Below are 19,439 nucleotides of genomic sequence, written 5' to 3'. Positions count from 1 at the left end.
ACTGAGTAGAACTCATCATGCTGCAACCGCTCCGGGGCGAACTGCGCGCCATTCTGAAACTCGCCGGGCCACTGATTGCCGCTCAGCTGGCACACGTCGTGATGGTGTTCACCGACACGGTCATGATGGGTCTACTCGGCCCCGCGACCTTGGCCGCCGGCGGCCTGGGGGCGGCCAGTTATTCCTTTGTCTCGATTTTCTGCGTGGGGGTGATTGCCTCGGTCGGCAACCTGGTGGCGATCCGTCACGGCGCACAGGACGCTGCCGGCGTTACCCGACTGACGCAGAACGGCCTGTGGCTGGGCTGGGGCCTGGCGTTGCTGGCCGGCCTGGCATTGTGGAACCTGGGCCCGGCGCTGCTGTATGTCGGCCAGCAGCCGGAGAACGTCAGCGGCGGCATGCAGTTTCTTTCCACCCTGGTGTTTGCCCTGCCCGGCTATATGAGTTTTATGGCCCTGCGCGGCTTTACCAGTGCCATCGGCCGCCCCGGCCCGGTGATGGCCATCAGCATTGGCGGCGCGCTGGCCAACTTCATCCTCAACTATGCCCTGATCAAGGGCTGGTTTGGCCTGCCGGCACTGGGCCTGGCCGGGATAGGCCTGGTTACCGCTGTGGTGATGAATGTCATGGCGCTGTTGCTGGCCTGGCATGTCATGCGCCATAGCGCCTACAGCCCTTACCCACTGTGGCGCGGGCTGCTACGGCCGGTGTGGGCTGAGCTGAAAGAGCTGCTGCGTTTGGGCATGCCGATTGGCGGCACCTATGCGGTGGAATCCGGGTTGTTTGCCTTTGCCGCGTTGTGCATGGGCGCGCTGGGCAGCACTCAGCTGGCGGCACACCAGATCGCAATCATGTCGGTTTACGTGGCCTTTATGGTGCCGGTGGGGATTTCTTACGCGGTGACCTTTCGTATCGGTCAACACTTCGGCGCCGGCCGGCTGTTGCAAGCCCGTCAAGCCGGGCGCTTGGGTCTTGCTCTCGGCGCGCTGTGCATGCTCGGTTTCGCGGGCTTATTCTGGCTAGCGCCACACTGGGTGGTCGGGCTATTTCTCGACCCGACGGACACTGCCTATGCCGATGTGGTCAGCTTGGCCGTGGCGCTATTGGCAATTGCCGCCTGGTTCGAGTTTTTCGACGGCATCCAAACCATTGCCATGGGCGCAATCCGTGGCCTCAAGGATGCCAAGACCACCTTCTGGGTCGGTCTCGGCTGCTATTGGGTGGTCGGCGCACCACTGGCCTGGGTGTTAGCGTTCCCATTGGGCTGGGGAGCTCAGGGCGTGTGGTGGGGGCTAGCCAGTGGCCTGGCCTGTGCCGCTATAGGCCTGACCCTGGGCCTCGAATGGAAAACCGCACGCCTGCTGCAACCCTCGACCATCAATCAGCAGCCACTGCCTCAGGCTTCCTGAAGCGATAAAAAAGATTCGGCTCACTGACCAGATAAAGCACGCCCTGGTTGTCCATGGCGATACCTTCACCTTGAGGCACGCCGCGCTTAAGGCCATTGCGCCCACGCAGCAGTGACAGGCTGCTGATCGGCTTGCCTTCGACATTCAGCTCCAGCACCAAGCGCGATTCATCGGACAGCGCCAGCAAATGCCCGCTGCGTTCATCGAATTGCAGACTGGACAGATCGCGCACAAACAGCCCGGCATCGCGCTGTTGATCATCCACCACATGCACAGCAAAGGGCCGTTGCGGATCACGCTGGGGGAACCCATGAATCTCGTAGATACGTATCGGATCGCGCTCTTTGGCAACAAACAGGCGCTGCCCTACCGAGTCGTAAGCCAGCCCTTCAAACCCCTTGTTGCCGTTAAGGCCGATACCTAAGGAAAACTGCTGAGCCTGATCGGCATGCAACTCGGTCGTCGTCTCATCGACCCGCACCTTGATCAGACGCTGCAGGCGCTCGTCGGTGATGACATACAAGCCCTGGCTGATGTACTCAACCGCCTCGGCGTCGCCGAACCCATGCAGATCGATACGCCGCAACAACTCCCCCTCCAGCGACAGCTCGATCAACTGCGGTTTTTGGTTGGTCACGGTAAACAGGCTGTTACGGTCCGGGTCATAGGTCAGCGCCGAGACATCGTCATTGAGCCCTTCGATTACTTGGGCTTCGATATCCACTTGGTAATCCGCCAACAGCACAGAGGCCTGCTGTCCGTTACCCGCCTGCTGCCACTGCTGCACGTTGAACCAGGCTCGTTCAAACAGGCGGTATTCCTGGGCAAATAACCCCAACAGCAACAACGCCAGCACAACAAGGCTCAACAACAAACGCTTCAAGGTGAAATGGTCTCGCATGGCGACTCACTCGCAAAGAGTAACGGGCAACACAACGACGCCAGCCCGAAGCAATGCTTCGGGCTGGCGTGGGACGTGAATATTAAGTCTTATTTGACCAGTTCGAGGTGCTCAACATCGATCTCACGGCTGGTCAGGTCGTGGTCAACCTCACCACTGATTTTGACCACGGCCGTCTCGGAAATGGCCTGAGCCGGCCAATGCTCATCGTCGATTTCAACATTGATGGTGCCGCTGGCGTCCTTGAACTCGTAGAGCTCATCCTGCAGGCGTTTAACGATTTGTCCTTGCAGCACCACGGGCGTGTCATCGGCGGCATCCAGCGCAGCGGCCACCGTGGTGACCTGAGTAACCGCGCCAGGGCCGGTGTAACTGGTGGCCAGCGCGGCTGTAGAGAACAGTGGAACCAGCAGCAGAGCCAAGGTGAAACGCTTCATGGGGTAACCCTCTAATCAGTAAGTGATGGGGTCAGAGTAGAGAGCGTTGCTGAAACCAGGCTTAAACGGGGCTTAAGCCAAACTTAATCACTGCTGGGCGCTGACTCTTTACGCAGCACGTAGAACAGGTTGGGCTCACTGACGATATAAATATTGCCCGCCGCATCCATGGTCACCCCTTCAGCCTGCTCGATGCCCCCGCGCAAACCATTCATACCGCGGCTCAAACTGATAAAACTGACCGGCTCGCCCTGCTCGTTCACCTCCAGGAGCAGACGCGATTCATCCGAAAGCACCAAGGCGTGCCCGGTACGGGCGTCGTAGGTCAGGGATGAGATGTCACGCAAAAACAAGCCCTGGGATGACAGTGGCTGGAGGGTACCGGCGGCACCGTCCTCCCCCGGAAACGGCAAGCTGAACAGGCCCAGCGGACCGCGCTCCTTGCCCAGCAGCACGCGCTCATTGCGCGAGTCCCAAGCGATGCCTTCGAAGCCCTTGTTGCCGGCATCGGCAAAACCCAAGTCGAAAGAGGGATAGTCGGCAAACTCAAGATTGCGAGTCAGGGCTCCCAACTTGAAGGTGGTCAGCGTGCGCTTGCGCTCATCGATAATCGCCAGGCGACCATCAGAAAGCATTTCCACCCCTTCCGGGTTGGCAAAGCCGTTCAGATCGATGCGCCGCATCACCTGGCCATCCAGGGTCAGCTCAATCAATTGCGGGTGTTTGCCGGTTACGGTGAACAACGTATTGGTTTCGGCGTTGTAGGTCAGCCCGGAGACCTCGTCGTCTTCCAGCCCCTGTAACGGCTTACCCTGTAACACGGCCTTGTAGCCCGGCAGCCAGATGCTGGCCTGTTGCTCGGCAGAGTCGACTTGTTGCTCTTCAATCCAAAAGGCAAAGCGCTCATCCCAGTGCCGATAATTAATCACCAGCACGGCTACCACGAGCAGGAACAACAGCAGTATTAGCCAGCGCAGACGCACCAGCCGAGCAGCCCAGATCGACATCGCACACAACCCATAAGAACGATGGCAATCAGACTAGAGAGCAACGCTTAAGTTTCTGTTGAACCGCTAAGCCAGCGGGCACCTCCAGGCGCCCGAACCGCTCATACAAGAACGGCTGCCTAGCTGGGCCTTTAGAGCGCGCGACTGGTGAAACGGCTGTGGTCGACCAGTTCCAGCATCAGCTCGTCACCCTTGTGCAGCGGGCCGACGCCGGCAGGCGTACCTGTGAGGATCACATCACCCGGCTGCAGGCTGAAATGCCCACAGATATGCTGAATCATCGGCAGGATCGGGTTAAGCATGTCGCGGCTGTTGCCGTCCTGACGCACTTCACCGTTGATCGCCAGGCGAATGCCGATATCGGCCAGATCCTCGAGCGCATCACCGGGCACGAAGGGAGCCAGCACACAGGCACCATCAAAGGATTTAGCGGTTTCCCACGGGTAACCCTTGGCCTTGAGCGTGGCCTGCAGGTCACGCAGGGTCAGGTCCAGCGCCGGGGCGAAACCGGAAATGGCGTCTAGCACTTCTTCGGCATTTGGCGTGCGCGACAGCGGCTTGCCGATCAACACGGCGATTTCCGCCTCGTAATGCACGTCGCCGCGGCCTTCAATCAGGGTGAAGCCTTGATCCAAGGGCACCACACAGCTGCCCGGCTTGATAAACAGCAAGGGCTCGCTCGGCACCGGGTTGTTCAGCTCTTTGGCATGCTCGGCGTAGTTGCGACCGATGCACACCACCTTGCCCATGGGGAAGTGGATATGGGTGCCATCGACATACTGATGCTGGTAGCTCATGGGCAACTCCTTATGGGAATGCGGTGCTCTGCTCTTTGTGGGAGCAGGCTGTGTAGGGCAGGCCAAGCGCCCTACGATCTGAATAGTTGATTGCCCATAGTGGGCGACTCATCGCGGGCTGTCGTTTCGACTAAAGACTAAATCAGCTTGCTGAAAGCGTCGCGAGAGCAGGGAGCGCCGGACAGGCCAACATAGCCTATCCAAGCGCAGCCGTTTTAAACCGGGAAGATTTTGCCCGGGTTCATAATGCCGTTCGGGTCGAACACCGCCTTGATCGCCTTCATATAGCCAATCTCGGCTTCCGAGCGGCTATAGGTCAGGTAGTCGCGCTTGGTCATGCCTACGCCATGCTCGGCACTGATCGAGCCGTTGTACTTCTGCACGGTCTCGAACACCCACTTGTTGACCGTGGCGCACTTGGCGAAGAACTCGTCCTTGGACAGGTTCTCCGGTTTCAAGATATTCAGGTGCAAGTTGCCGTCGCCGATGTGGCCGAACCAGACGATTTCGAAGTCCGGGTAGTGCTCGCCAACAATCGCGTCGATATCGTGCAAAAACGCTGGCACTTTCGAGACGGTGACCGAGATGTCGTTCTTATACGGCGTCCAGTGGCTGATGGTCTCGGAGATGTATTCGCGCAGCTTCCACAGGTTCTGCAGCTGCTGCTCGCTCTGGCTCATCACGCCATCCAACACCCAGCCCTGCTCGACGCAATGCTCGAAGGTGGCCAGGGCCGCTTCGGCGACTTCCTCGGTGGTGGCTTCGAATTCCAGCAGCGCATAGAACGGGCAGTCGGTTTCAAAGGCGGCCGGCACGTCGCCACGGGCCATGATCTTGGCCAGGGCCTTGTCGGAGAAGAACTCGAACGCGGTCAGGTCCAGCTTGTTCTGGAAGGCGTGCAGCACCGGCATAATCGAATCGAAGTCCGGGGTGCCTAGCACCATGGCGGTGAGGTTCTTCGGCGCGCGATCCAGGCGCATGGTCGCTTCAACCACAAAACCCAGGGTGCCTTCGGCGCCAATAAACAGCTGACGCATGTCATAGCCGGTGGCGTTCTTGATCAAGTCCTTGTTCAGCTCCAGCAGCTCGCCGGTACCGGTAACGACCTTCAGGCCAGCCACCCAGTTGCGGGTCATGCCGTAGCGAATCACCTTGATCCCGCCGGCATTGGTGCCGATGTTGCCGCCAAGTTGGCTGGAACCGGCCGAGGCGAAATCCACCGGGTAGTACAGGCCTTTGTCTTCGGCGAACATCTGCAGCTGCTTGGTCACCACACCCGGTTGGCACACCGCGGTGCGGTCGAATTCGTTGAATTCGAGAATCTGGTTCATATAGTCGAACGACACCACCACTTCGCCATTGGCGGCGACCGCGCCGGCAGACAGCCCGGTACGCCCACCCGACGGCACCAGCGCAACCTTGTGCTGATTGGCCCAACGGACGATGGCCTGCACCTGCTCGATGCTCTTGGGAAAGGCAATCGCCAGCGGCGCTGGGGCGAAGTGCTTGGTCCAGTCCTTACCGAAGGCATTCAGGGAATCGGCATCGGTAAGCACTTTGCCAGGCTCAACCAGGGTCTTCAGCTCTTCGATCAGCGCAGGGTTGGTCATCTACGGAACTCTCAAACGATTCATGGTCACCCTGAGCACGCTTCATCTGCCAGGGTAGGTGTTTCGCGGGGCTCGTATGCTAGCATACGCACCCCGTGAATCACGCCTCCAAGCCGATCTGCGGGTGCAGTCAGCACTGGCGCTGACCCTTCCCTGACACCATATGTGGGACAACAGGTACTCCGATGAGCAAGACCTCTCTCGACAAGAGCAAGATCAAGTTCCTTCTTCTTGAAGGCGTCCACCAGAATGCTGTGGACACCCTGAAGGCCGCCGGTTACAGCAACATCGAGTACCTCAAGGGCGCGCTCTCCGATGACGAGCTGAAAGAAAAAATCGTCGACGCCCACTTTATCGGCATCCGCTCGCGCACCCAGGTGACGGCTGAAGTACTCGACTGCGCCAAGCGCTTGGTCGCGGTCGGTTGCTTCTGCATCGGCACCAACCAGGTTGACCTCGACGCGGCTCGCGAGCGCGGTATCGCCGTGTTCAACGCGCCGTTCTCCAACACCCGTTCGGTCGCCGAACTGGTGCTGGCCCAGGCCATCCTGCTGCTGCGCGGCATCCCCGAGAAGAACGCCTCCTGCCACCGTGGCGGCTGGATCAAATCGGCGGCCAACTCCTTCGAAATCCGCGGGAAAAAGCTGGGTATCGTCGGTTACGGCTCGATCGGCACCCAGCTCTCGGTTCTGGCTGAGTCCCTGGGCATGCAGGTGTTTTTCTACGATCCGTTGACCAAGCTTCCGCTGGGTAACGCCACGCAAATCGGCAGCCTCAACGAACTACTGGGCATGAGTGACATCGTCTCGCTGCACGTGCCTGAGATCGACAGCACCAAGTGGATGATTGGCGAGAAAGAAATCCGTGCAATAAAGAAAGGCGGCATTCTGATCAACGCTGCACGCGGCACTGTAGTGGTGCTGGAAGCCCTGGCCGAGGCGATCAAAGACGAACACCTGATCGGCGCCGCCATCGACGTATTCCCGGTTGAGCCCAAGTCTAACGACGAAGAGTTCGAGAGCCCGCTGCGTGGCCTGGATCGCGTGATCCTCACTCCGCACATCGGCGGCTCCACCGCTGAAGCACAGGCCAACATTGGCCTGGAAGTGGCCGAGAAGCTGGTCAAGTACAGTGACAACGGCACCTCGGTTTCGTCGGTCAACTTCCCTGAAGTGGCTCTGCCAGCGCATCCGGGCAAGCACCGCCTGCTGCACATCCACGCCAACATCCCCGGCGTGATGAGCGAGATCAACAGCGTGTTTGCGGAGAACGGCATCAACATCTCCGGCCAGTTCCTGCAGACCAACGCCAAGGTGGGTTATGTGGTGATTGACGTCGACGCCGACTACTCCGACCTGGCGCTGGAGAAGCTGCAGCACGTTAAAGGCACGATCCGTAGCCGCGTATTGTTCTAAGCGCTGCTGCGATACGAAAAAGGGAGGCTTCGGCCTCCCTTTTTTATGCCTGCAGCAACGTCCTACTCCACCGTAACGTTGATCGTCTTGGAGATCACCGGTGGATCCAACGGCATGTGGTTCTTGTCACCCACCAACAACTGCAGGGTGTGCTTGCCTGGCGGCAGGGTCAGTTCGGTCTCGGTCTGGCCCTTGCCGAAATGACGCACGTTGTCGCTCATCGGCAACGGCTGGTCCATGGCCGGCGGCTGCTTGAGATCAATCAGCACGTGGTGATGGCCCGTTTGCGGCGCATCGACACCGGCAGGAGCCACACCCATGCCCTTGAGGCCGAACTTGACGGTGAATGTCTGACCCACCGTGGCACCGTCCGCAGGTTCGATGAAATACACCGCCGCATCCGCCGGTGCACTGCTGCGCGGCATCTCTGCCCAGGCCGGCGACGCGGCGCTGAGCAGGGTGGCGCAGAGACCGAGTCCCATCACTAAACTTTTCATAGTCGCTCCTTCAAGTAAACGTCCCTGAAGTCGACCCTAGCCCACATTGATCGTTCCACTTGCGCCACGCTCCAACTCCGCCAGCGCAGCCTCCGCAGTCGGCAGCTCCTCTTCGCTGAACACGCGCACCCCGGCGCGGCGCAAGGCCGCGGCTGTCACACCTTCACCCGCCACCTTGGTGCCGCTGAAACTGCCGTCGTAATTCTCTCGGTTACCGCACGACGGGCTGCGTGCCTTAAGCAGCGCTAAGCGAATGCCATGCTGCGCTACCAGAGCCAACGCCTGTTCGGCTCCGGAAACAAAGGCTGCCGTCACATCCTCACCCTCCACCGTCATCACGGCGAGTAGCCCATCGAGCACCTGCGCGCCCCGACCGCCAGCAATTTCCGCCGGAGCGCGCGGGGTTGGCAGGCCACCGGCGACTTCCGGGCACAACGGCACAATGCGGCCCTCCTGCTGCCAGCGCTCAAGCACCGTGAACGGGCCATGGGCGCCGCCGTCATAGCGTACGCGCTGGCCCAACAGGCAGCGGCTCACCAGAATTTTCTGCATTGCATCCTCATACCTATTCAGTCACCAGGCGTAACACCCGCAGGTTACTGCCAACTGGCCGGGCTGATCAAAGGGCTGGGCCCGCGGCGAAAATGCCAAGCTCATCACCGACTCGAACCGAACGCCTAGCCGCGCAGGCCTATCCTTCGGCGGGAAGCGGCTCAGGCCAATAGCGCGCTCAGCATGCCCAGCACAGACTCTCGGCACGCTCACCGAGGACGCCCCCATGCACCGCCCCCTTCGCACCCTTGTCCTATCACTTGCGACCAGTCTTGCCGCCTACGTCCTGCCAAGCCAGGCGGCTCTGCTGCCGATGGACAACCACAGCCTGAGCGAGGTCAGCGGCCAGGCCGGCATCAGTATCCGTGCCGATGTGCTGGCGACCATCAAGCAAGTGCGCTGGACGGATGATGGCGGCCACGCCTCGCTGCGCAATGTGAAAATCGACAACGGCTGCACCACCCCGGCCAGTTGCCCGAATGGCGCAGGCGGTAGCTTTGCCTTTGGCGCAGCGCAATTAGGGCTGACCTTGCCGATATTCGGCGTCAACCTGCCGACCCTGAAGATCGATATCGTCAGCAACGCCAGTGGCAAACAGCAGTTACAGCTGACCCTACCCGACCTCACCACTATTAATGATCAACTGGTGGCCAGCGGCATCCCGGCGCAGCGCATACGCGTGCGTGTCGCCGCCGATATGTATGTCGGTGAAAGCCGCCTGGGCAGCATCGAAATGCGCGACATCACTGACCTGCGTGGAACCTTTAAGGTCTGGGGGCACTAAACACCGGCTTATAAGAGCGTGAATCGGTGCTAACAGACCGGTTATAGCGGCCCATAGCCGCGTCGGCGCAACCAGCCTGTCAGTGATAGTCGCTCGCGGGTGGCCGGCAGCACCTCGTGGGGCATGTCCGCCGAGAGGAACACCAGCAGACTGCCCGCTTGGGGCCATACGTCATAAAGGCAGCCATCCGCCAGGTGCAGACGCAGCGCACCACCCTGCTCGGCCTGCCACTGCTCATTGAGATAAAACACCACGGACACGGCGCGGCGATCATCATCGCGAAAACGGTCCAGGTGCTTTTTGTAATAGGCACCGGGCGGATACAGCGCGAAGTGGCTTTCGAAATCCTCCAGCCCCAGAAACAGTGCCTGATTCAAGGCTTGGCGCAGCTCATCCATAACCGCCAAGTATTGATCGCATGCCCCGCTCTGTCCGGCCTCCAGCCATTGGATATGGTCACCGCGCAGCCCCTCACTGACTACCGCTAGGGCACTGCGCCCGACGCCGGCCTGCACCAATAACCCCGCGGCCGCACGTTTACGGCACTCTTCGGCCAGTGCATGGGTCAGAGTTGGGGCAATGAAATGTGTTTGCAGCGACCAGCCCTGTTCGGCCAAGTCATCGATAATGCACGCCACGCTGGCGCTGAGGTCGTTACGTGAGCAGGTGTTCAAGGCTGGCCCCGAAGGAATGAGATCCTGCACAGGCGCAGGTTCGCGATTCTAGCAGGCCGTTAACTGACCTCGACAAGCTCGTGCTGCCCGCCGAAAATAGCCGCCCCCTATGGAGTCCCTATGCGCGCCCTTTCCGTTGTACTGACCCTGCTGCTCAGCCTGCCCGCCTTCGCAGACGATTACCTGCAGCTGTATCAGGCGGCCGGCTGGCCGCAACAGCGCATGCACTTCAGTGATGCCCTGCAAGCCGCCCAAGAGCGCTACCGCAACAGCCTACCGCCCGCCGTGCATCAGGCGCTAGTGAATAACAGCAATCAGCGCTTTGCCGCCGCCGTCGACCAGCGCGCGCAACAGGGCCTGCGTAACAGCCTCGGTGAGCCAGGCAGCGCGCTGCAGTTTTTCCAGTCACCATTAGGTCGCAAGATTGTCGATGCCGAATTACTCGCCACCCGCAGCGACCAGCTGGCGCGCTATGCCAATGGCCTGCCACGCAGTGAAGCCAGCGCCACCCGCAGCCTGCTGATCCGCCACCTCGCCCAGGCCTTACCCGCCAAGGAAGCCGGCGCCGAAGTCAGCCTGGCGCTGGCCGGCGTGGCCGCCGACAGCCTCAGCCAAATGCTCCCCGGTTTGCTCGGTGGCGACAGCGCTCAAGCCCTGCTCAACGGCCAACGCCAGCGTTTGATGGAGCAGATTGGCGCAGACCTCGACAACACCTTGCTCCACGTATACCGCGAGCTGAGTGACCCAGAGCTGGAGGAATTTGTCAGCTTTGCCCAATCCGACGCCGGCAAGGCGTATTACCAGGCCGCCCTGGCAGCCATTCGCAGCGGTCTGGCCGTCGGCCAAAGCAGCGCCAACCTGGCGCCTGCGCCGCGCGGGATCTAATTAGCCCAGGCGTTGACTGAGAAACTCGAAATAACGCTGGCGCAAGGCTGGCGCTTCGTTGGCCAGGTGATGGCCTGCGCTATCCAACATCAGGATGGTCGGCTCGGCGAACTTGTCCTGCAACACCTTCAGGTTGTGCCGCCAGGCCACGGTCATGTCCGCGCCACCCTGAACAATCAGCGGGCTGCGCAGGCTACGCGGCGCCGCCTCAATGCGCGGCACCCACTGGCTTAACGCACCCACCCAAGCGGTTGGCAGGCAGCGTGGCTGCAGCGGGTCATGGTGATGAACGAAGTCGATAAACGCGGCGTCGCTGGAGTTCACACTAAAGCGCCGCGGTATCTCGCGGACGAAGTTGCGCATCACCCGGTAACTGAGCTGCGACCAGCCCCAGGCACGCGGGCGCACCAAGGGGGCCAGCAGAATGATTTCACCCATCGGCGCGACAGGCTCACCACGCAGCACGTAATCAAGGATGATCGCCCCGCCCGTGCTCTGCCCGCATAAATGCCAGGGCTGCGGCAGGTCTAACACCGCGGCTTCAGCCAGCAGCGCCTGCAACACCGTTTGGTACTCGGCAAAATCACCGATGCTGGCGCGCGCACCGCTGGACAGACCGTGCCCCGGCAAATCGAAAGCCAGCACGGCAAAGCCCTGCCCCAGCGCCCACTCGATCACATGGCGATACAAGCCTACATGGTCGTAATAACCATGCAGCAACACCAGCGTGGCGCGCGGCTGTTCTGGCCACCAGGCTTGTACGGCAATTTGATAACCGCCCGCCGGCAGCCAGCCCATGCGGCTGCGCGTAGCCAGCGCATCGGTGAAGCCATAGAACTGCCGATACGCCTGTTCAGCCGGCGAAAGCGAGATTGCTGCGGCCAAGGGTCGCAGACTGGCGAGCAGGTTTTGCGGCTGAAACGGCTCTGGCATAGGGCTTCCATCAATCATGCGGGGCGCTCTCAGGCCATTTAATATGGCGTGATCAGGTTGCGGATATTCTGCTGTCGCGCCAGTCATGGCAAGCTGCGCGCCTGTTTGCCGAAGGCTGCCCATGACTCGATCCACGCACAAGACCCTACTCGCCAGCCTGCTGATTCTGCTCTGGGCCGCCGCCATGCTCGCCGCCTACTGGTGGTACGAAGCGCGCTACCTACGCAGTTTCAGCGAGCAAACGGCGCTGTTCTATGGCGAACAACTGCGCCTGCCGGATGAGCTGGCCGGCCTTGGGCCGATCCGCCTGGTGCACTTCTGGGACCCCGCCTGCCCGTGCAATATCGGTAACCAGCAGCACCTGGCTGATTTAATCGAACGCTTCGGCCCTCAGGACGTGACCTTTTACTCCGTGCAAAAACCTGGCAGCACGGGCCAGTTGCCCAGCACCTTGAGCGCCTTGCAACCGCTCACCGCACTGCTCGGCAGCGAGCAAATTCCCGCCAGCCCGGCGGTGGCTGTGTGGGACCGCGCAGGTCAGTTGGCCTACTTCGGCCCGTACAGCGAAGGCGCGACCTGCACCTCGAGCAACAGTTTTATCGAGCCGATTCTCGACGCTCTGATTGCAGGCCGCCCGGTAAATGCCAGCAACACCCTCGCCGTGGGCTGCTTCTGCGACTGGCAGAAGCCCTGAGCATTTGGCCCATCAAAGTCGCGCGCAACCAACACGGTCAATACCTGCTTGTCGCCTCTTATAACCACAACGCCTGAACTAAGATAAATGCCGATGGCTTAGCGGCACGGCGGCCACCGGCTGTCGGCACTCACAACGAAACCTGGAGTACCCACACAAAAAACTGTACAAGCGATGTAAGATGTACAACTTTCACAGCGATAAAGCTTAGCCCCAAGGATGATCGCCACATTTAAACCGCCGCGTCACCATTTTCAGGGTCTCCCGTATATGCCTAGCCCCCTTTCTCCTCTCGAACAGCATTACCGTAAAGCGGACAGCATCATGCTGGGCGTGCTCTGGCTTATGGCCCTTTATTCGCTCGGCCTCGCCGCCTGGCATGGCACCTGGGCTCAAGCCTTGCTAGTCGGCGGCGGCACAGCCGTGGTGATGAGCGTGCTTAGCCAGTTAATCCACGGCCAACGCCTGCTGCGCTGCGCCATGGGGGCCGCCTTTATGGTGATGTCGGCGCTGCATATCAACCAGAGCGGCGGCATGCTGGAAATGCACTTCGGCATCTTCGTGTTGCTGGCATTTCTGGTTTATTACCGCGACTGGTTACCCATTGTGGTGGCCGCCGCTGTTATCGCTGTGCACCACCTCAGTTTTTTCGCCCTGCAGTCGCAAGGCACTGAGGTGTTTGTGGTGAAAAATGGCAACTGGCCAATCATTTTCTTGCACGCGTCTTACGTGGTGGTGGAAAGCGCGATTCTTATCTACCTGGCTCTGCAAACTCATGCCGAAGCTGTTGAGGGCGCGGCGTTGATGCAGGCCGCCGAAAAGCTTACCGAGAATGATGATGAAGTTGACCTGAGTTACCGCAGCACCGCGCAGGGTAAAGTCAGTCAAGGCTTTAACCGCTTTCTCGATACCCTCGATGAGTTGGTGGGCGAGGTCATCAAAGACACCCAAGGTCTCCAGCAGATGGGCGACAACCTGGCCCAAGCCACGGGTCAACTGCGCACCGGCGCCGACCAGCAGCAAGGTGAGATCAGTTACATGAGTTCAGCCATGCAGCAGATGAGCCGCGCCATTGATGAAGTGGCCGGGCATGCCGATGGCGCGGCAACAGCGGCACAGACGGCTAACCAGCAGGCGGCCGAAGGCAGCCGCTCGGTCAACCATGTGCGCAGTGAGATCGGCAAACTGGCCACACAGATCGATGCAACAGACGCTGAAGTGCAAGCACTGGCCAATCAGTCCGAGCAAATCGGCAAGGTATTGGAGGTGATCCGCTCGATTGCCGAACAGACCAATCTACTGGCGCTCAACGCCGCCATTGAAGCCGCCCGCGCCGGCGATCAAGGTCGAGGCTTCGCCGTGGTGGCCGACGAGGTGCGCAATCTGGCGCAGAAAACTGCGCTGTCTACGGCCGAGATCCAGCAGATCATCAGTCGCTTACAACAGGGCAGCCGTCAAGCCGCTGCGGCCATGCAGGAAAGCCGCGACAGTGTGCGCAGTTGCGTAAAAGACAGTCAGGTCACGGCCGAACTGCTCGGTGCCGTGGCGCAGGACATCAGCGCCATCACCCAAATGAACGAGCTGATCGCCGCCGCTACCCACGAGCAAGCCGCCACCAGCGCAGAAGTCAGCCAACACCTGCATAGCGTGCAGCACGTTGCCGAGCAGAACCTCAGCGATGCGCAAAAGCTTAGCCATGATGGCCAGCAGCTCAATCAGCTGGCCGAACGGCTCGGCCGCTTGAGCCGGCGCTTTCGCGTTAGCCGCTAGTGCGATAGCCCTGCGGCGTGTCGCCCTGCCAGCGGCGGAAGGCGCGGTAGAACGGCGACAGCTCGGCAAAACCGCAGGCGCGTGCCACCTCGCGGATGGCCAGGCCGTTACTGAGCAAGGCCTGGGCGCGCAGGCGGCGCACTTCATCGTGGAGTTGGCGAAAGCTCTGTTGCTGTTCGGCCAGCGCCCGCTGCAGCCCGTTTACGCTATAGCCGAGCGCCGTGGCGCAACTGGGCAAGTCGCACAGCTGCACCCCTAAATTGACCTCCAGCCAGTAGCGCACGCGGTTGAGCAGCTGGTTTTCCTCCAACTCGGCCAGCTCCAGTTCGGCCTGCGCCCAGAGCACCGCGAACAAGCGCGGGTTGGCGCTGCGTGATGGCCGACTGAGCCAGGCGCGCGGAAAGATCAACGCGTCATGCGCCTGGGCAAAGCGCGGTAGCAGACCGAACAAACGGCGATGCTCACTCAGGCGGCGTGGCACGGGGTGGCGGAAGTCCAGCCCGGACAGTCGGAAACGCCCGTCGTTGTTGATGCTCGCCAGCATCTTCTGCAACAGCAGCGCCAGGCACTCCATCTGCTGACGCAGCGAGCCGACACCACGGTAGTTGAGGTCGAAAATAAGCCGCGCCTGCTCGCCGTCCGACTCCAAGCGCGCGGCAAAGCCACCAGAGAGAATGTGCTGAAACCGCACAAAACTCTCCAGCGCCTGGCCCAGATCGCGACTGGCCAGCAGCAAATAACCGACCACATCCAGCGGCCTGGGCTGCATGGTTTCGCCCAAGTGCAAGCCAATATCCACATCACCACTGATGCCTGCCAGCGCCTGCCAGAAGCGCGGGGCGTTGTCGTGGTCCTCACGGGCATTGAACAGCGGTGGCGCCAACGCCACGCCCTGATACGCACGGCGGTAGGTATCGGTCGGGTCCAGACCCAGCTCGGCCAGCGCCTCGTACAGCAGGCGGCGCAAAGTCGAGGAATGGGTCAGTGCACTGGCGATGCTGTTATGCGGGTCGTGATTCATAGTCCTTCCTTTGATTGACCAAAGACTTTCACTCCTGCCGCATTTGGTCAATGCCGGCACTGTAATCCGCCCGCACAATAGCCGCGCCGATAAAACCTATAACAAGGAACACCGATGAAACGCACCCTGACCGTCCTTGCGCTAATAGTCGCCGCCACTGCCGCCGGCGCTTACTGGTATATCGACAGCAAGCAGCCGCAACGCGCGGGCGAGCTGAGCCTGAGCGCACTGCAGGCGCCGGTCACGGTGGATTACGACGAGCGCGGCGTGCCGCATATTCAGGCGCAGAACGAGGCTGATATGTACCGCGCACTGGGTTATGTGCATGCCCAGGATCGTTTGTTCCAAATGGAAATCCTGCGCCGCCTGGCGCGTGGCGAACTGGCGGAGATTCTCGGCAGCAAGCTCATCGACACCGACCGCCTGTTCCGCACCTTGGGTATTCGCGAACATGCCGACCGCTACGCGGCGAAGATGGACATGAGCGCCCCGGCGAGCAAAGCACTGCTGGCCTACCTGGATGGCGTCAACCAGTACCAGGCCAACCACCCAGCACCCATCGAGTTCGATGTACTGGGCACCGACAAGCGCCCCTTCACCACCGCCGACACGCTCAGCGTCGCCGGCTACATGGCCTACAGCTTCGCTGCCGCGTTCCGCAACGAGCCGGTGCTGACGCATATTCGCGATCAACTGGGCGCCGATTACCTCAAGGTCTTCGACCTCGACTGGCAGCCGCAAGGCGCTGTCGGGCAGCACCTCGCCGCTGGCGACTGGCAGGACCTAAACGCCATCGCCAAGCTGAGCCTCGCCGCTCTGGAGGATGCCGGTTTACCGCAGTTCGAGGGCAGCAACGCTTGGGCCGTGTCCGGTAGCCGCACCGCCAGCGGTAAACCACTGCTGGCCGGCGACCCGCATATCCGCTTCGCCGTACCGTCAGTGTGGTACGAAGCTAACCTGAGCTACCCCGGTTTCAGCCTGTACGGTCACCATCAGGCACTTAACCCGGTGGCGTCGCTGGGGCATAACCAAGCGTTCGCCTGGAGCCTGACCATGTTCCAGAACGACGACCTCGACCTGATTGTCGAGAAAACCAACCCGGCCAACCCCAACCAGGTCTGGTACCGCGGCCAGTGGGTCGAGCTGCAAAGCCGCGTCGAACAGATCAGCGTCAAGGACGCCGCAGCGGTCAGCCTGACCATCCGCCGCTCGCCGCACGGCCCGATCATCAACAGCGCCCTGGGCGCAACGGCCGGCAGCACACCGATTGCCATGTGGTGGGCGTTTCTGGAAACAGACAATCCGATCCTCGACGGCTTCTACCAACTCAACCGCGCCGACACTCTGGATAAAGCCCGTAACGCAGTGGAAAACATTGAGGCGCCGGGATTGAACATCATCTGGGCCAATGCCACAGGCGATATCGGATGGTGGGCTGCGGCGAAACTGCCGCGCCGCCCGGCCGGGGTCAACCCGAGTTTTATCCTCGACGGCAGCAACGGCGAGGCGGAAAAAGACGGCTACTTCCCATTCAGCGCCAACCCGCAGGAAGAGAACCCGGCCCGCGGCTATATCATCTCGGCCAACTACCAGCCCGTGTCGCCGACTGGCATGGAGATTCCCGGTTACTACAACTTGCCTGACCGTGGTCAGCGCCTCAATGAGCGCCTCAGCGACAGCAGCGTGAAATGGGATTTGAGCAACAGCCAGGCATTGCAGTTGGAGCCAGGCACCGGTTATCCGCAGCGCCTACTCACACCGCTGGCCGCCGACCTGCGCGCCGCAGCGGGGGATGCAGAAGAAAAAGCATTGGTCGAACAACTGCTCAGCTGGGATGGCCAACACAACCTCGACGCCACCGCCGCCACGCTGTTCAACCAGCTGGTATATCAGCTGACGTTTGAGACCATGGCCGACGAGATGAGCGAAGCCTTCTTCGCCAACCTGCTACAAACCCGCGTGCTCGACAGCGCCTTGCCGCGCCTAGCCGCCGACGCCAACTCGCCGTGGTGGGACAAGCGCGGCAGCGACGCCGTGGAAAGCCGCAGCGATACCGTCAAAGCGGCCTGGCAGGCCAGCCTCGCTCACCTGCGCAGCACACTGGGTGACGACGCCACGCAATGGGCTTGGGGCAGCGCCCACACCCTCACCCACAGCCACCCGCTGGGCCAGCAGAAGCCGCTGGATAGGCTGTTCAACGTCGGCCCCTTCGCCGCACCGGGCGGCCATGAAACGCCGAACAACCTCTCGCAACCGGTCGGCCCAGCACCCTGGTCAGTGGTCTACGGCCCGTCTACCCGGCGCCTGATTGACCTGGCCGACGCGACTACCGCACTGGGCATCAACCCTGTGGGTCAGAGCGGCGTGCTGTTCGATGCGCACTATAAAGATCAGGCAGAAGGCTATATGCGGGGTGAGTACGTGCCGATGCACCTGGATGCACTTGCGATCAAAGCCAACAGCCGCAGCCAGTTGATACTGCGCCCCTAAACGCATCGCCGAATGCCAACAACAGCCGGCGATAATCGCCGGCTGCAGGATCTCAACGCCCCCGCAAACTAAGCAACCGACACCGCGAGGAGCGCAATGCCTTCGCTCGCACCAAAGCTTGAGCCACCCACTGGATACAGGCAGACTGCCAGCAGGACACGGCCACCCAGCGGGGCACAATATGGATGTTGTAAAAAGTCTCAAGCCAGGAAAAAACGGCACCAAACGCTTTGTCGAGCGCTACGGCGAAGACCTAGTTGCCGTGCGCTACCGCCTCGATGCGGAGCGGCAGATCAGCTACACCACAGTCGAACTGATCGTCGAACGTAAACCCAAACTACCCAGCCTTCACGCCCAGCCGGTGACACACCACCCGGCCAGCGTAGCCCTGCGCATCCTCTACCACGAAAAAGACCTGCAGCTGGCAGTTAAACAGGCCGGCGGCACATGGCAGCCCGCACAAAAGGCCTGGTTAGTGCCTTACACCGCGGTGGTAGCGCTGGGGCTAGAAGAACGGATCATCACACCGTGATGGTCAGATATGGATACGCGATAGCCAGATGTGGATACTTATTGCCACCAGTGGATATAAGCCTACATATGGCCATGTCGTACAATTAATAGTTAGATGCCCCCTTTATTTGAGACTGCGTATGTCCTTAACACAATCAGATGAAAGCATTGCCAAAGCGATTAAATGCGATGTAGAGAAATCATCTACAGGATCAAAGCGTCTAAAATTACGTACATTACTAACTAAGTTTGGCGTAGAGAAAAGATCAGACACCAACACTGCAAAAATTACAGAATTGCTAACTTGTGAAGGACTATCAATAAACCCTCCAATTGTTAGGTTCGGAGAGCGCTGGGAAATATCACAACAGGACTGGATATATTTGTCCTGCAATACACTTCCAGATCAACCAGCGCCATCTGCATTATCAACATGGAATGCTGATGGCTGGTTCGATAGAGTTTCAGAGCTAGAGCTCCGAACAGAAAAAGAAGTTGAAACAAAGTTTATCATTCCGCTGCTAACTCGCCTTGGTTATGCGGAGGATGATAGGTACGATGGCATGCCTGTTCCCGCAGCCCATGGTTCACGGAATACAACTCTTGTCATAGACTTCGCTCTATTCAACAACAGTGACGACTCATTAAAAAACCAACCATTGTTAACGGTTGAGGCAAAAAAAGAAGGGCGTCTACTTAAGCAGCAAGAACTTCTAAATGCACACAACCAAGCAAAAAGCTATTGCCTCTGGACTCAATGCGATTTTTTCTTGATAACCGATAGCAAAATTGTTCAGCTATTTCATATTTCACGAGGGCGAATTGGCCAGCTCTCACCAATATTTTCATGCGAAAGAGAATCCCTATCTTTATGTTTTGGCGAGCTTTATTCCCGAGCGTCCAAAGAGGCGCTGACAAACTACTATCAAGCCAAATTCGCCACTACTGAAGAAACTAGTTAACGCACTCTTCATAAATCGGCCGGTTAATGTGTACAGGATGTACATCTAACAAATGGTTCAAATCGTTCGCTGCGCTCACTGGGACGGG

At 60.0% G+C, this 19,439-nt stretch carries 19 protein-coding genes; 9 read left to right on the top strand and 10 right to left on the bottom strand.

The genetic code is table 11. The annotated features are described in order from the left end of the window. The first annotated feature begins 17 nt into the window (after positions 1 to 17). Entirely contained in the window at positions 18 to 1,409 is a 1,392-nt protein-coding gene (locus D8779_RS08715; RefSeq protein WP_136664016.1) for a NorM family multidrug efflux MATE transporter, read from the top strand. Here the strand turns inward: D8779_RS08715 and D8779_RS08710 are convergent. From D8779_RS08710 to D8779_RS08690, 5 genes are all read right to left on the bottom strand, one after another. Beyond that, positions 1,378 to 2,310, bottom strand: a complete 933-nt coding sequence (locus tag D8779_RS08710) for an SdiA-regulated domain-containing protein (RefSeq protein WP_136664015.1) — start codon at positions 2,308 to 2,310, stop codon at positions 1,378 to 1,380. The two genes, D8779_RS08715 and D8779_RS08710, sit on opposite strands and share 32 nt — an antisense overlap. Before the next feature lie 89 nt (positions 2,311 to 2,399). Continuing rightward, positions 2,400 to 2,747, bottom strand: a complete 348-nt coding sequence (locus D8779_RS08705) for a YgiW/YdeI family stress tolerance OB fold protein (protein ID WP_136664014.1) — start codon at positions 2,745 to 2,747, stop codon at positions 2,400 to 2,402. A gap of 83 nt (positions 2,748 to 2,830) precedes the next feature. After that, positions 2,831 to 3,754: an SdiA-regulated domain-containing protein gene (locus D8779_RS08700; protein ID WP_136664013.1), complete on the bottom strand. Its 924-nt coding sequence runs from the start codon at positions 3,752 to 3,754 to the stop codon at positions 2,831 to 2,833. Positions 3,755 to 3,885: 131 nt separating this feature from the next. Further along, positions 3,886 to 4,551: a fumarylacetoacetate hydrolase family protein gene (locus D8779_RS08695; protein ID WP_136664012.1), complete on the bottom strand. Its 666-nt coding sequence runs from the start codon at positions 4,549 to 4,551 to the stop codon at positions 3,886 to 3,888. 215 nt (positions 4,552 to 4,766) lie between these two features. Continuing rightward, positions 4,767 to 6,161 (bottom strand): FAD-binding oxidoreductase, encoded by a 1,395-nt coding sequence (locus D8779_RS08690; RefSeq protein ID WP_136664011.1) that lies wholly within the window; start codon positions 6,159 to 6,161, stop codon positions 4,767 to 4,769. 185 nt (positions 6,162 to 6,346) lie between these two features. On the opposite strand from D8779_RS08690, the gene serA reads away from it, so the two are divergent. Further along, a complete protein-coding gene (gene serA, locus D8779_RS08685; protein WP_136664010.1) occupies positions 6,347 to 7,576 on the top strand; it encodes a phosphoglycerate dehydrogenase in 1,230 nt (409 codons plus the stop codon). A gap of 62 nt (positions 7,577 to 7,638) precedes the next feature. Here the strand turns inward: serA and D8779_RS08680 are convergent, their stop codons facing one another. After that, positions 7,639 to 8,073, bottom strand: a complete 435-nt coding sequence (locus tag D8779_RS08680; RefSeq protein WP_136664009.1) for a DUF4399 domain-containing protein — start codon at positions 8,071 to 8,073, stop codon at positions 7,639 to 7,641. A gap of 36 nt (positions 8,074 to 8,109) precedes the next feature. Next, positions 8,110 to 8,625: a 2-thiouracil desulfurase family protein gene (locus tag D8779_RS08675; protein ID WP_136664008.1), complete on the bottom strand. Its 516-nt coding sequence runs from the start codon at positions 8,623 to 8,625 to the stop codon at positions 8,110 to 8,112. A 226-nt stretch (positions 8,626 to 8,851) separates the two neighbouring features. Here D8779_RS08675 and D8779_RS08670 point away from each other — a divergent pair, with 226 nt between their 5' ends. Further along, a complete protein-coding gene (locus tag D8779_RS08670; RefSeq protein ID WP_136664007.1) occupies positions 8,852 to 9,409 on the top strand; it encodes a DUF6160 family protein in 558 nt (185 codons plus the stop codon). A 41-nt stretch (positions 9,410 to 9,450) separates the two neighbouring features. On the opposite strand, the gene D8779_RS08665 is transcribed toward D8779_RS08670, so the two are convergent. Next, positions 9,451 to 10,083 (bottom strand): 2OG-Fe(II) oxygenase, encoded by a 633-nt coding sequence (locus tag D8779_RS08665; RefSeq protein WP_136664006.1) that lies wholly within the window; start codon positions 10,081 to 10,083, stop codon positions 9,451 to 9,453. Positions 10,084 to 10,203: 120 nt separating this feature from the next. On the opposite strand from D8779_RS08665, the gene D8779_RS08660 reads away from it, so the two are divergent. After that, a complete protein-coding gene (locus D8779_RS08660; protein WP_136664005.1) occupies positions 10,204 to 10,968 on the top strand; it encodes a hypothetical protein in 765 nt (254 codons plus the stop codon). Here the strand turns inward: D8779_RS08660 and bipL are convergent, their stop codons facing one another. Further along, positions 10,969 to 11,901, bottom strand: coding sequence for a phospholipase BipL (gene bipL, locus D8779_RS08655; protein WP_136664004.1), 933 nt, complete (start codon positions 11,899 to 11,901; stop codon positions 10,969 to 10,971). An 85-nt stretch (positions 11,902 to 11,986) separates the two neighbouring features. Here bipL and D8779_RS08650 point away from each other — a divergent pair, with 85 nt between their 5' ends. Together D8779_RS08650 and D8779_RS08645 are read left to right on the top strand one after the other, a co-directional pair. Further along, positions 11,987 to 12,595: a DUF6436 domain-containing protein gene (locus tag D8779_RS08650; protein WP_136664003.1), complete on the top strand. Its 609-nt coding sequence runs from the start codon at positions 11,987 to 11,989 to the stop codon at positions 12,593 to 12,595. A gap of 270 nt (positions 12,596 to 12,865) precedes the next feature. After that, entirely contained in the window at positions 12,866 to 14,365 is a 1,500-nt protein-coding gene (locus D8779_RS08645; RefSeq protein ID WP_167492544.1) for a methyl-accepting chemotaxis protein, read from the top strand. Here D8779_RS08645 and D8779_RS08640 read toward each other — a convergent pair. Beyond that, positions 14,355 to 15,386 carry an AraC family transcriptional regulator gene (locus tag D8779_RS08640; RefSeq protein WP_136664002.1) on the bottom strand — a complete coding sequence of 344 codons (1,032 nt, stop codon included), beginning with the start codon at positions 15,384 to 15,386 and terminating at the stop codon, positions 14,355 to 14,357. The two genes, D8779_RS08645 and D8779_RS08640, sit on opposite strands and share 11 nt — an antisense overlap. A gap of 114 nt (positions 15,387 to 15,500) precedes the next feature. Here D8779_RS08640 and D8779_RS08635 point away from each other — a divergent pair, with 114 nt between their 5' ends. From D8779_RS08635 to D8779_RS08625, 3 genes are all read left to right on the top strand, one after another. Beyond that, on the top strand, positions 15,501 to 17,876 hold the full coding sequence (locus D8779_RS08635; protein WP_136664001.1) for a penicillin acylase family protein: 2,376 nt from the start codon (positions 15,501 to 15,503) through the stop codon (positions 17,874 to 17,876). 181 nt (positions 17,877 to 18,057) lie between these two features. Beyond that, on the top strand, positions 18,058 to 18,408 hold the full coding sequence (locus tag D8779_RS08630; protein ID WP_136664000.1) for a hypothetical protein: 351 nt from the start codon (positions 18,058 to 18,060) through the stop codon (positions 18,406 to 18,408). Positions 18,409 to 18,529: 121 nt separating this feature from the next. Further along, complete coding sequence (locus D8779_RS08625; protein WP_136663999.1) at positions 18,530 to 19,351, top strand: type I restriction enzyme HsdR N-terminal domain-containing protein; 822 nt, start codon at positions 18,530 to 18,532, stop codon at positions 19,349 to 19,351. The last annotated feature ends 88 nt before the right edge of the window (positions 19,352 to 19,439 follow it).

This window comes from Pseudomonas leptonychotis, from assembly GCF_004920405.1.
Lineage (GTDB): Bacteria > Pseudomonadota > Gammaproteobacteria > Pseudomonadales > Pseudomonadaceae > Aquipseudomonas > Aquipseudomonas leptonychotis.
The sequence above is the reverse complement of the archived record's forward strand: the minus strand, read 5'-3'. Positions and strand labels throughout refer to the sequence as shown.

Coding starts and splice junctions, on each gene's coding strand:
- D8779_RS08715 (WP_136664016.1), top strand. CDS start 18: ATGCTGCAACCGCTCCGGGGCGAACTGCGCGCCATTCTGAAACTCGCC.
- D8779_RS08710 (WP_136664015.1), bottom strand. CDS start 2,310: ATGCGAGACCATTTCACCTTGAAGCGTTTGTTGTTGAGCCTTGTTGTG.
- D8779_RS08705 (WP_136664014.1), bottom strand. CDS start 2,747: ATGAAGCGTTTCACCTTGGCTCTGCTGCTGGTTCCACTGTTCTCTACA.
- D8779_RS08700 (WP_136664013.1), bottom strand. CDS start 3,754: ATGTCGATCTGGGCTGCTCGGCTGGTGCGTCTGCGCTGGCTAATACTG.
- D8779_RS08695 (WP_136664012.1), bottom strand. CDS start 4,551: ATGAGCTACCAGCATCAGTATGTCGATGGCACCCATATCCACTTCCCC.
- D8779_RS08690 (WP_136664011.1), bottom strand. CDS start 6,161: ATGACCAACCCTGCGCTGATCGAAGAGCTGAAGACCCTGGTTGAGCCT.
- serA (WP_136664010.1), top strand. CDS start 6,347: ATGAGCAAGACCTCTCTCGACAAGAGCAAGATCAAGTTCCTTCTTCTT.
- D8779_RS08680 (WP_136664009.1), bottom strand. CDS start 8,073: ATGAAAAGTTTAGTGATGGGACTCGGTCTCTGCGCCACCCTGCTCAGC.
- D8779_RS08675 (WP_136664008.1), bottom strand. CDS start 8,625: ATGCAGAAAATTCTGGTGAGCCGCTGCCTGTTGGGCCAGCGCGTACGC.
- D8779_RS08670 (WP_136664007.1), top strand. CDS start 8,852: ATGCACCGCCCCCTTCGCACCCTTGTCCTATCACTTGCGACCAGTCTT.
- D8779_RS08660 (WP_136664005.1), top strand. CDS start 10,204: ATGCGCGCCCTTTCCGTTGTACTGACCCTGCTGCTCAGCCTGCCCGCC.
- bipL (WP_136664004.1), bottom strand. CDS start 11,901: ATGCCAGAGCCGTTTCAGCCGCAAAACCTGCTCGCCAGTCTGCGACCC.
- D8779_RS08650 (WP_136664003.1), top strand. CDS start 11,987: ATGGCAAGCTGCGCGCCTGTTTGCCGAAGGCTGCCCATGACTCGATCC.
- D8779_RS08645 (WP_167492544.1), top strand. CDS start 12,866: ATGCCTAGCCCCCTTTCTCCTCTCGAACAGCATTACCGTAAAGCGGAC.
- D8779_RS08640 (WP_136664002.1), bottom strand. CDS start 15,386: ATGAATCACGACCCGCATAACAGCATCGCCAGTGCACTGACCCATTCC.
- D8779_RS08635 (WP_136664001.1), top strand. CDS start 15,501: ATGAAACGCACCCTGACCGTCCTTGCGCTAATAGTCGCCGCCACTGCC.
- D8779_RS08630 (WP_136664000.1), top strand. CDS start 18,058: ATGGATGTTGTAAAAAGTCTCAAGCCAGGAAAAAACGGCACCAAACGC.
- D8779_RS08625 (WP_136663999.1), top strand. CDS start 18,530: ATGTCCTTAACACAATCAGATGAAAGCATTGCCAAAGCGATTAAATGC.